The 12,303-nt window shown below is 47.9% G+C and carries 10 protein-coding genes; 8 read left to right on the forward strand and 2 right to left on the reverse strand.

The genetic code is table 11. From position 1 onward, the window contains the following. Positions 1-89 precede the first annotated feature (89 nt). The 4 genes from porE (at position 90) to pyrF (ending at position 5,474) form a co-directional block, all read left to right on the forward strand. Positions 90-2,054, forward strand: coding sequence for a PorE family type IX secretion system protein (gene porE / locus JCM15548_RS16495; protein WP_062127725.1), 1,965 nt, complete (start codon positions 90-92; stop codon positions 2,052-2,054). Between the two features lie 66 nt (positions 2,055-2,120). Continuing rightward, complete coding sequence (locus JCM15548_RS16500; RefSeq protein ID WP_062127727.1) at positions 2,121-3,293, forward strand: AIR synthase related protein; 1,173 nt, start codon at positions 2,121-2,123, stop codon at positions 3,291-3,293. A 70-nt stretch (positions 3,294-3,363) separates the two neighbouring features. Then, positions 3,364-4,452, forward strand: a complete 1,089-nt coding sequence (prfA, locus tag JCM15548_RS16505) for a peptide chain release factor 1 (protein ID WP_062127729.1) — start codon at positions 3,364-3,366, stop codon at positions 4,450-4,452. Positions 4,453-4,652: 200 nt separating this feature from the next. Then, entirely contained in the window at positions 4,653-5,474 is an 822-nt protein-coding gene (pyrF, locus tag JCM15548_RS16510) for an orotidine-5'-phosphate decarboxylase (RefSeq protein WP_062127732.1), read from the forward strand. Between the two features lie 89 nt (positions 5,475-5,563). Here the strand turns inward: pyrF and JCM15548_RS16515 are convergent, their stop codons facing one another. Together JCM15548_RS16515 and JCM15548_RS16520 are read right to left on the reverse strand one after the other, a co-directional pair. Then, entirely contained in the window at positions 5,564-7,672 is a 2,109-nt protein-coding gene (locus JCM15548_RS16515) for a M3 family metallopeptidase (protein ID WP_173427669.1), read from the reverse strand. Positions 7,673-7,876: 204 nt separating this feature from the next. Next, a complete protein-coding gene (locus JCM15548_RS16520; protein ID WP_062127735.1) occupies positions 7,877-8,074 on the reverse strand; it encodes a hypothetical protein in 198 nt (65 codons plus the stop codon). 168 nt (positions 8,075-8,242) lie between these two features. On the opposite strand from JCM15548_RS16520, the gene JCM15548_RS16525 reads away from it, so the two are divergent. The 4 genes from JCM15548_RS16525 to JCM15548_RS16540 all read left to right on the forward strand — a co-directional run. Further along, entirely contained in the window at positions 8,243-9,529 is a 1,287-nt protein-coding gene (locus tag JCM15548_RS16525; protein ID WP_083985203.1) for a DUF2851 family protein, read from the forward strand. Between the two features lie 185 nt (positions 9,530-9,714). Beyond that, positions 9,715-10,797, forward strand: coding sequence for a DUF1573 domain-containing protein (locus JCM15548_RS16530; protein WP_062127738.1), 1,083 nt, complete (start codon positions 9,715-9,717; stop codon positions 10,795-10,797). Positions 10,798-10,888: 91 nt separating this feature from the next. Beyond that, positions 10,889-12,010 carry a methylmalonyl Co-A mutase-associated GTPase MeaB gene (gene meaB / locus JCM15548_RS16535; protein WP_062127740.1) on the forward strand — a complete coding sequence of 374 codons (1,122 nt, stop codon included), beginning with the start codon at positions 10,889-10,891 and terminating at the stop codon, positions 12,008-12,010. A gap of 46 nt (positions 12,011-12,056) precedes the next feature. Beyond that, positions 12,057-12,303 (forward strand): DUF4369 domain-containing protein (locus JCM15548_RS16540; protein ID WP_157482859.1); only part of this gene is annotated, 247 nt, incomplete at its 3' end.

The following is a 12,303-nucleotide window of genomic DNA, read 5'->3' on the forward strand; positions in this document are numbered from 1 at the left end:
TTTTCTTCTAGTGTGCCATCAATTAGGGATGTGTTCACTATATTTACCATACTTTTTCATCAGCCTCAATTAGAACAAACGTAAACCATATGAATCGTATAGGTTCCATCCTGACAATCATCACCATCACCGCATCTTTGATGTTTCTAACCGGATGTTCCGGTACCGGCAGATTAGGGAAAGCTGTTAAGGCCTATGATATAGGCGAGTATGACCGTGCCATCACTTCCCTCAACAAAGCCTACCGACGCGAAAAAAACCGCTACTATCGGGGGGAAGCCTCTTTCTACCTGGCTGAAAGCTACCGTATCACCAACCAGCCCAGAAGAGCAGCTGCCGCCTATGGACGGGCCATCAGGTTTGGCTATGCGGACCGCAGCGCCAAATTGCAGCAGGCCCGTCAGTTGTTAAAGAACGGGGACTATGAGGATGCTTTGGTGCTGTTTGAAGAATATTTGTCGGAGGTATCGGGTGACCAACTGGCCTTCAATGGCCGGGCTTCCGCCCGCCTGGCCATGGATCCGCCCGAGCCCAAACAATATGAAATGGAGGATATCCGAAAACTCAATTCCCGAAACAGTGATTACGCACCATTTATTGCACCGGACGATCCCTCTCAGGTCTATTTTTCATCCATGCGTAATGCAGGGAAAAAGAGACGGCAGGTGAACAAGATTACCGGACAGGGAACTTCGGTTATCTATAGCGCCATTCAGGATTCCAGAGGAGACTGGCAGGAGCCGGAACCCATACTCAATCAGGAAATGGACGGCTCTTTTGAAGATGGCGCCATCTCTCTGACCGAAGATGGCCGCGATGCCTATTTTACCAGAACCCGTTATGAAAAAACAGAACCCATGGGAGCGGAAATCTGGACCATTAAACGGGTGGGCGGCCGATGGTCAGAGCCCGTTGAAGTGGACCTGGGGCCCGACACCCTCATCTACGCACACCCGGCCATTTCCAGAGATGGTTCCAGGCTCTACTTTGTATCGGACATGCCGGGTGGTTTCGGGGGAAAGGACATCTGGAAGGTGGAACGCATCGGTGACGGCTGGGGAATCCCTGTGAATCTGGGCATGGACATCAATACCGCAGGCCATGAAATGTTTCCCTCTTTGCGCGAAGACAGCATCCTGTACTTTAGCTCTGACGGTCTGGTAGGTTATGGGGGACTCGATATATTCCGTGCAGAAGAGCTGGAGGAGGACCGTTGGAAAGTGACCAATATGGGCCAACCCATCAATTCAAATGCGGACGATTTGGGCATCACTTTTTACCGCAACCGGGAAGCTGGGTTTTTCTCGAGTTCCAGAGACAATCCCAGAGGCTATGAAAACATCTTCTCTTTTGTCATGCCCGTTATACAGCCCGTTGTAGCAGGCACCATCGGTACGGAGAACGAGGAAGACCTGCCCGGCAACACCCAAGTCAGAGTGGTGGGAACAGATGGCACCAATATGCAAATGGATGTAGAACCTGCCGGCACTTTCAACATTTTACTGGAGCCGGGCAATGATTATACCATGCTGGTTTCGGCCCCGGGGTACTTCAACCACCGGGAAAGAGTGAGCACCAAAGGGTTGACAGAAAGCCGGCAATTCAACCTCAACATTACGCTCAAAAACGCTGAACGGCCTATGATTTTCAACAATTTGCAATTCGATGCAGGAGCCTACCAGCTGGAACCGGAGGCGCAGGCAGAGCTGGACCAGGTCGTGTCCCTGCTCAAGGACAATGCAAGCATTGCTTTGCAAATTTCAGCGCACACCGACGGCCAAGGAGATGAAACCGACTTACTCATTTTATCGCAACAAAGAGCCGAAGAGGTGCTCAATTACCTGACAGAAAAAGGCGTGGCCCCGGAGCGACTAACGGCACGTGGATTTGGAGGCGACCGGCCGCTTAAGGTGGATACCCATCTGGCCCGGCAACACCTCTTTCTGCGTGAAAACGATGAATTGACACCCCAATTTATTCAGCGCCTGAGCAGAGGTGATCAAAGGACTGCCCATCAACTGAACAACCGGGTAGAATTTAGCATTATACGCTAAAGATGGTTGATGATACCAAAAGATTATATTACTTTTGCGGTCTGTAAATTTTGTACCAAAACAACTATGGTGAGTACCGATTCCCGATACAACAGACGAGGTGTTTCTGCATCCAAAGAAGATGTGCATCAGGCCATTAAAAACATTGACAAAGGGTTGTTTCCCAAAGCCTTTTGCAAAATCGTACCTGACATCCTGGCCGGTGATGAGGCCTACTGCAACATCATGCACGCAGATGGCGCCGGCACCAAGTCGTCACTGGCCTATATGTACTGGCGGGAGACGGGTGACCTTTCGGTATGGAAGGGCATTGCTCAGGATGCCATTATCATGAATGTGGACGACCTGCTTTGCGTGGGCGCCACGGACAACATTCTCTTGTCATCCACCATCGGCCGCAATAAAAACTTAATCCCTGGAGAAGTGGTTTCGGCCATTATCAATGGAACTGAAGAGGTGCTTCAGCAATTGCGCGACAATGGCATCAGCATTTATTCCACAGGAGGCGAAACCGCTGATGTAGGCGATTTGGTGCGCACCATCATTGTTGATTCAACAGTCACCTGCCGCATGAAGCGGTCAGATGTCATCTCGAACGACCGCATTGAAGCGGGCGATGTCATTGTGGGACTGGCGTCTTACGGACAAGCCTCTTACGAGGACCAATACAACGGAGGAATGGGATCCAACGGTCTCACATCCGCCCGTCACGATGTCTTCGCCAAATACCTGGCAGAGAAATATCCGGAGAGTTTTGACCCTGAAGTCCCGGAAGACCTGATTTATTCTGGCCACCACTCGCTGACCGAGAAAGTTGAGGCATTGGGCATAGATGCCGGACAGCTGGTTCTGTCCCCTACCCGCACCTACGGTCCGGTTATCAAGCAGATCCTTGAGAAATACCGCAAAAACATTCACGGAATGGTGCACTGCTCGGGTGGTGCACAGACCAAAGTATTGCATTTTGTGGATAAACTGCACATCATCAAAGACAACCTTTTTGAGGTACCTCCCCTGTTTACCATGATACAAAAAGCTTCAGGAACACCCTGGGCCGAAATGTACAAAGTCTTTAACATGGGCCATCGCATGGAAATCTATGTCAAGCCTGAACACGCACAAGACATCATGGATGTTGCTGCGGCCTTCAACATTGAGGCCCAAATCATAGGTCGCTGCGAACCTGCAGAAAAAGCCTGTCTGACCATCAGAAGCGGCTTCGGTGAATTTTTCTATTAGCTACTCCCCCGTTGATTTTGGCCCATGCCTGTTCTTTTTTATCACGCACACACCCTTTTAAAACACTGCTATGTCATTAAATAATTCACTCATGGATAAGCTGGAAGCTATCCGCAGACGCTTTGAAGAAATTGGCACCCAGATTACCGACCCGGAAGTAATCAACGACACCAAACGCTATATAAAACTCAACAAGGAATACAAGGAACTGGAAGATTTGGTGGCTGTATCCAAGGAATATAAAAACCTGATAGAAAACCTGAACAACACCAAACTCATGCTCAAGGAAGAGAAGGATGAGGAGATGCGGGAAATGGCACGTGCCGAATTGGAAGAAATGGAAGAGAAGGTACCGGCCATGGAAGAGGAGATCAAGATCCTGCTTTTACCTTCCGACCCTGAAGATGGGAAAAATGCCGTGGTGGAAATCCGTTCCGGCACCGGTGGCGATGAAGCCAGTATTTTTGCCGGCGACCTGTTTCGCATGTACACCAAATTTTGCGAGAAAAAAGGCTGGAAAGTCGAGGTTACCCACGTTTCTGAAGGCACATCAGGCGGCTACAAAGATGCCGTATTCAATGTGTCCGGCAAAGACGTTTATGGCATTCTTAAATACGAGTCGGGCGTGCACCGCGTGCAGCGGGTACCACAGACCGAGACGCAGGGACGCGTGCATACCTCCGCCGCCTCCGTAGCTGTACTGCCCGAAGCCGAAGAGTTTGATGTGAACATTCGCCAGGAAGACATCCGTAAAGACACCTACTGTTCTTCGGGACCGGGGGGACAATCGGTCAACACCACCTATTCGGCCATCCGTCTGACCCACATACCTACCGGCATTGTGGTCACTTGTCAGGACCAGAAATCCCAGCTCAAAAACCTCGATAAGGCGATGATTGAGCTGCGCACGCGCATCTACAACCTGGAGTACCAAAAATACCTCGATGAAATCTCCTCCAAGCGCAAAACCATGGTATCAACGGGCGACCGGTCGGCCAAAATTCGTACCTACAATTACCCGCAGGGGCGTGTAACCGATCACCGCATCAACTTCACCCTCTACAATCTGCCGGCCATTTTAGATGGTGACATCGAACCCATCATTAACAAATTGCAGATGGAAGAGAATGCTGAGCGGCTCAAGGAAGCGGAGATGTAATTTCTCATGGCAAAAATCACATAAGCCATCCAACCTAAACAAGTCGAAAAAACAGGTGCTTTCTTTTAAGTCGTGGCTCGCTGGGCGATACAAATAATTCAACTTTCTTCGATAATAGTCCTTATCTTTATACATTAGATCGTTAGGTTAAAACAATAACGAACTATGATTTATAGTAGAAACAACATAACCTGCTACATATGAACAAAGAACAGCTATTTCAACAAATCAGGGAAAAGAAGAGCTTCCTTTGTGTGGGCCTGGATACCGATATTCAAAAAATCCCCCGTTTCCTGCTGGACACGACCGATGCCATCTTTGCCTTTAACAAGGAGATTGTAGACGCCACACACGATCTGGCGGTGGCTTACAAGCCCAATCTGGCCTTTTACGAGAGTCTGGGCGTTAACGGATGGAACAGTCTGGAAAAAACGGTTAACTACATTCGCTACAATTACCCGGATCTCTTCATCATTGCCGATGCCAAACGGGGCGATATAGGTAACACTTCCAGTCTCTACGCCCGGGCCTTCTTTGACTCCATGGATTTTGATGCGGTTACCGTGGCCCCATACATGGGAGAGGATTCGGTAAAGCCCTTCCTGACTTATGTGGACAGATGGGTGATTTTGCTGGCGCTTACCTCCAATAAGGGAGCGGACGACTTCCAATACATGAGTGAAGATGGTGAGCGTTTGTTTGAAAGGGTGTTGAAGTATTCGTCCGAGTGGGGCGATGAAGAAAATATGATGTACGTGGTAGGTGCCACCCGAGCTGAAACACTCAGCGATATACGGAAAATCGTTCCCGACCATTTCCTTTTGGTACCCGGCGTTGGGGCCCAGGGCGGCAGCCTGGCAGAAGTGGCCCGCTATGGCATGAATAAGCAATGTGGCCTGCTGGTCAACTCTTCCCGGCAAATCATTTATGCCAGCTCAGGAGAAGATTTTGCAGCCAAGGCCCGCAGCGCGGCTCAGGAAGTGCAAACAGAGATGGCTGGCCTGCTCGACCAATACTTATAAAACAACAAATTGTTACCAACAAAAAAACGGCCCTGAGGCCGTTTTTTTTGTTTCCATACTCCAGTGGAGTTACATTTACATCATTCTTTCTATCTCACCAAACCTCTTTGCTTCAACAAAGGCTCGATGCCGGGCTCACTGCCGCGGAAGGCTTTGTACATTTCCATGGCGTCACGTGTACCACCCTTCTCCAAAATTTCTTTCCGGAATTTGGTAGCGGTGGTCTGGTCAAACAAATCACCGGTCTCCACAAAGGCCTCAAAGGCATCGGCATCCAAAACGCCTGCCCAGATATAGCTGTAATAACCCGCAGAGTATCCACCAGAAAAGATATGCTGGAAGTGGGGACTACCATGGCGAAAATAAATCTCATCCATCATGTTGTAGCGTTCCTGCACCTGCTTTTCGAAGGCGTTGACATCAAAGGGCTCATAAGCATTCATTGTGTGGTAATCCATATCCAGCAAGGCAGAAGCCAGGAATTCAACGGTGGCAAAACCCTGATTAAAATTGGAACTCTCCTTGATACGGTCGATCAATTCATCGGGAATGACTTCACCTGTCTCGTAATGCTTGGCAAATTGCTTCAATACTTCAGGGTGCTTGGCCCAGTTTTCCATCACTTGCGATGGCAGTTCTACAAAGTCGCGCGGCACAGAGGTGCCCGACAAGCCATGGTATTGCGTATCAGAGAGCAAGCCATGCAGGGCATGTCCAAATTCATGAAAGAAGGTGGTCATTTCATCAAAGCTGAGTAAAGCAGGCTGATTCTCACTTGGGGCGGTAAAGTTACACACGATGGTGATCACCGGAGGCACAAATTCACCGGAGGCATCCACCTGCTGTTTGCGGTAGCTGCTCATCCAGGCGCCACCGCGCTTGCTGGCACGGGGATGCATATCCATGTACAAAATACCCACATGCGTCCCATCTGCTTCCTGAACTTCCCAGGCGGTGGCTTCAGTATGGTAGACCGGCACATCTTCGCGTTGTTTAAATTGCAGACCAAATAATTTGTTGGCCACCATAAAAATGCCATCACGCACGTTGTTTATTTCGAAATACTGACGAATTTCTGATTCATCAATATTGTACTTCTCTTTACGGACTTTCTCGGCGTAATATCTCCAATCCCAGAAGGCCAGATCAAAATCATGCCCTTCGCTATCAATCATTTTCTGCAGATCTACTGCCTCTTCTCTGGCAATGGGTAAGGCAGCGTTCCAAATTTGTTGAAGAAACGACTCTACGGTCTCCACATTCCCTGCCATACGGTTCTGCAAGGCAAACTGGGCAAAATTCTCATGACCCAGTAATTGAGAACGCTCCAAACGCAACTCTACCAATTTGTTGATGATATCCTCGTTATTGTTCTCGTTGTCGTTGTTGCCACGCAGGATATAAGCACGTCCCATCACTTCCCTCAAGGCACGGTTATCCGCATAGGTCAAAAAGGGCATAACGCTGGGGTTCTGTAATGTAAACAACCATTTTCCTTCGGCACCATCGTTGGCAGCTGCTTCAGCAGCTGTAGCGACCACTGAGGCTGGCAATCCGGCCAAATCGGCTTCATTGTCCACAATCAGTTTAAAGTCGTTAACATCCGCCAATACATTCTGCCCAAACTGGAGGGTCAAAACAGAAAGCTCCTGATTAATTTCCCGGTAGCGCTCCTGCTTTTCGGCCGACAAGGCAGCTCCGTTACGCACAAAACCCTCATAGGTTTCTTTCAAAAGCATGGCCTGCTCCTCCGTCAGGTCTAACGATTCCCGTTGATTATAAACGGCCTGAATGCGTTCGAACAATTCGGCATTCAGACTGATGTTATCCGAATGGGCCGACATTTTTGGGGCGACCTCCTTGGCAATACTTTGAATGGTATCAGAAATATTGGAGGAGTTGTAATTATAAAACACGGAGGAAACCCGATTCAGCAAACCACCACTATAATCCAAAGCGGCAATGGTATTATCGAAATCCGGAACTTCAGAATTGTTGATAATGGCTTCAATTTCAGCTTCCTGTTCCTTAATTCCTTCCTCAAATGCCGGCATAAAATGACCGACCTCAATCAACTCAAACGGGGGCACACCAAAGGGTGTGTCGTAGGACGAAAAAAACGGATTGTCCGGTTTCTCTGGTCCAGCACATGACGCCATAACAACCATGGTTAAAATAAGTACTACTAAATTTCTCATCAGATAATAATGTTAAGTTCTTAATAACCGGATTTTTAACATCCAGACTTTTGAAATTTTCTACAATTTCCAAAAATAGCGATACTTGTCCCAATTAACTAAAACATTTATCAGTCTTACAGACCATTTAAGGAAAATAATTCAGGCCATTTTTATACAAAACAGCCTGAACATTTAACTTAACAAAGAAGAGAAGCAGAAGGTTTATTTGCCCTTTTGCATAATAAAAAAACCAATAAGGGCCACCACCGCACTAACGATGACAGGCGTCCAGTTAGCACTGCTAACGGCCACATCCACTCCTAACAGACTAAAGCTTTCTGAATCATTCATGGCTTCTATACCAAAAAAGACCAGACCGACCAGTCCGATCACCAAAATAATAACGCCAAGTATTTTCATTCGTATATAATTTAAGTTAACCAATTGGTCAGATGTTCTTCCGCATATCATGATTGAGAAGATCCTCATCTGACACTTATTTGTAATTGTTACCCCAATTTAATAAATTGGTGGCACAATAAAGCAGTATTGCCCGATCTTTTTATTTTTTATTTAACCCACCCTGCAATGAATGAGCATTTCCTGCACCATTTATGGCGCTTCAAGTTGTATCAACCCGGACTATACAAAACCGTAAAGGGAGAGCCCATTGATATTATTCATCCGGGCTTTCACAATACGGATGCGGGACCCGACTTCTTTAATGCGAAGGTCAAAATTGGTGATACGCTATGGGCCGGAAACATCGAGATCCATCAAAAATCATCGGATTGGCACAAACATGGCCACCACACCAATAGGGCTTTTAACAATGTCATTTTGCATGTGGTGACCAGACATGACAGGGAGGCTTCAACTGCCAATGGGACCATAGTACCTACCTGGATCATGGAAATCCCTCCCCCATTAATGGCCGCCTACCAACAACTCAAACAGAGTCGTCACTCAATTCCCTGCCTGCACGGCATAAAGCAGGTCGATCCCTTTGTCATCAGCACCTGGCTGGAACGCATGATGGTGGAAAAGCTGGAGATTAAAGTGGACTTGATTCAACAGCTACTGAAACGTTACAACAACGACTGGGATGAAGTTTTATATGTGCTGCTGGCACGAAATTTTGGATTTGGCATCAATGCCGATCCCTTTGAACAGTTGGCGCGCCAAACACCCTGGCGGGTCCTACTGAGAAACAGTGATGACCTGCTGCGACTGGAGGCTTTGCTGCTGGGTCAAGCCGGTTTTTTAACCGGCCTGGTGGCAGAAGAGGCCTATATCCAAAGGCTGCAAAAGGAATATCATCACCTGAGACATAAATACGGCCTTTCTCCCATGCCTGCATATCATTGGAAGTTTTTGCGATTGAGACCATCCAACTTTCCAACCATCAGATTGGTGCAGATGGCCGCTCTTTTTCACAAGAACCGGCTGTCGCTCGACAAAATAATGAAAGCCCCCCATACCAAAACCCTGTCGGCCATGCTGAATGTATCCCTCGAAGGCTATTGGCTCACGCACTACCGACCGGAAGCACCGTCTCCGCATAAAATAAAGCGGCTGGGGCCACGGTCCGGCGACCTAATCATCATCAACACCCTGGCCCCCCTTGTTTATGGGTACGGACAGCTAAGAGACAATGAGAGATTGAAAGATCTCGCCCTCCATTGGCTGGAAAGCATCGCACCGGAAGAAAATGCCATTGTTAACCGGTGGCGGAACATGGACATCCGGATAAATTCTGCTTTTCAAACCCAGGCATTGATTCACCTGACCCAAAAATATTGTCGCCCTAAACGCTGCCTCCACTGCCGACTCGGTCACTTAATCCTTGCCAGCCATTCATCAGCCGACCGTTAGCTGGAATCATGGCACAATTTCTGCTGAAAAAGTTATAATTGGGATGTTTTTTATAATTTTACGCAAACCTTTTTGTCAATAAGAAGTTAATGCAGGAAGAAATGCCGTCAAAAACAAAACACCCGGCCCCGGAATACGTTATAAACCCATATGCCTGATCAGAAATTAAAACAAATTTTAAAATCATGAGATATATAAGTTCTATTTTATTGCTGCTGGGTTTTGCCCTGGCAGTCAGCGCACAAAACGCCAAACCATCCCTGCAATTTGAGAAAAAAATCCATGACTTCGGCAGTGTAAAGGAAGATGGCGGTGTGGTGGTCTACACCTTTGAATTCACCAATAAAGGCGAAAGTCCCCTGGTTATTCACAACGTAAGGGCCTCCTGCGGGTGTACAACACCTGAATGGACCCGCACACCTATTCAGCCAGGCGGCAAAGGCACCCTCAAAGCCACTTTTGATCCACGGAACCGACCGGGCAATTTCAATAAGTCGATCACGGTCACTTCCAATGCGGAGAACGCTTCCGAGATATTGAGAATTACCGGCCGCGTGGAAGAGAAAGCCAGGACGGTGGCGGACAATTATCCGCGTGATTTAGGCGCCATTCGCCTGAAGTCCTCTCACCTTTCGTTCACCAGAGTTGAGCCCGACACCCAAAAAGAAGCCACCCTCGGTCTTTTGAATGTCTCTGACAAACCGGTCAAGCTCTCCTTCAACAGAGTCCCTGCACACATTACCATTGCCGCCAATCCGGCCACGCTGGCGCCCGGTGCCGAAGGTCAGATAGTGGCCACTTATGATGCCTCAAAAGTGGACGACTGGGGCTTTGTGGTGGATCAGGTCTATATTGCCGTGAACGGTGAGCAGCCTAAGGACAGTCGACTCAGCATCAGTGCGACCATTGAAGAGGATTACTCTGCCTATTCGGCCGAGCAACTGGCCTCAGCACCGGATATTCAATTCCTCGAGACCTCCTATGATTTTGGAGAGGTCAAACAGGGTGAAAAAGTGGCGCACACCTTTCGGGTCAGCAATGAGGGAAAAAGCAACCTCGTATTGAGAAAAGTCCGTACATCCTGCGGATGCACGGCCTCAAAACCCGACAAGGAGGTCATTCAGCCAGGCGAGAGTGCCAATATTCCGGTCAGTTTTAATACCCGGGGGCGCAATGGCCGTCAAAATCAATCCATCACCGTCTATTCCAACGACCCCAAAAAAAGCACCATGCTTTTAAGAATTTCAGCCACCGTTTTAGCTCCATAGGCTTTCAGGTGAACAAACACACGTATATATATGACCCGAAAAGGAGATAGTATCTCTTAACTCTGTCAATAGTTTAAGAAAATTAAATCCTATGCATTTTGGAAAAGGCCGGGAGCATGTTGAAAACAACCCTTCCTTCAAAGGCCTGAAAGTAAATAAAGGGACCGAACATCTGCCCTCATTAAATCCGGAGGCTGCCCAACGTTTTTTAAAAACGAAACAGCCTGTCCTGACGGTGGAACAATTTGTGGCCGGCATACTGGCCGGCAACATTACCATTTTAAGTCGCGCCGTCACTCTGGTGGAGAGTTCTCTGCCAAAGCATCAGGAGTTGGCCCAACAAATCATTATGAAGTGCCTGCCCTATGCCGGCAAATCGATCCGCCTAGGCATTACAGGCGTCCCCGGTGCCGGCAAGAGCACCTTCATTGAAGCGCTTGGGACCCATTTAATTAACGAGGGGCATCGATTGGCCGTTTTGGCCATTGACCCCAGTAGCGAACGGACCAAAGGCAGTATTTTGGGTGATAAAACGCGGATGGAAGAGCTGTCCGCCATGCCCAATGCCTACATCCGCCCCTCTCCTTCAGCCGGTTCTCTGGGCGGAGTGGCCCGCAAGACCCGTGAAACCATTATTTTATGTGAAGCGGCCGGATTCGACACCATTTTTATTGAAACAGTGGGGGTTGGCCAAAGTGAAACGGCCGTTCATTCCATGGTGGATTTCTTCCTGCTGATACTGATTGCCGGAGCAGGTGATGAGTTGCAGGGCATAAAAAGAGGCATTGTAGAAATGGCCGATGGCATTGCGGTGAATAAAGCAGACGGTCAAAATGTAAAAAAGGCGGAATTGGCAAGAACCCAATACAGAAATGCACTGCACCTGTTTCCGCCCTCCAAATCAGGCTGGATTCCCAGGGTAGAAACCTGCTCCTCGCTGAAATCATCCGGTGTTACGGATGTCTGGGCCATGATTGAAGAATTTGTCAAACAAACCCGCTCAAATGGCTTTTTTAATGACCACAGAAAAGAGCAGGCCAAATACTGGATGGTGGAATCTATTCAGGAAAAACTGAAAAACAACTTTTTTCTAAACCCGTTAATTAAGAGCAAGATGCCAGAATTAGAGGGGAAAGTGAAAAACGATGAGTTAAGCTCTTTTGAAGCTGCCAGAATGTTATTAGATTTGTACTTTGATGGCTTAAAAAAATAAGGGTTAAACAGCCATCCCATAATTATCAAAAAACAAACAACAACCAATGAAAAAATTATTTTTAGGACTTGCATTAATGGGCTTCTTGGCAGCCTGTTCAACCGACACTTATAAGGTGTCGGGAAATTTTGAAGATATTACGACCGGTACGGTCTATCTCAAAAAAATTGAGGCACAGGGTGTCACCGAGCTGGATACGGCCACCATTGAGGATGGGTCTTTTGTTTTTGAGGGGAGTGTTGAGCATCCGGAACTTCACCTGATCTTTTTTGAAGAGAACCGCACCCCCATTC

The organism is Geofilum rubicundum JCM 15548 (genome assembly GCF_000974365.1).
GTDB lineage: Bacteria > Bacteroidota > Bacteroidia > Bacteroidales > Marinilabiliaceae > Geofilum > Geofilum rubicundum.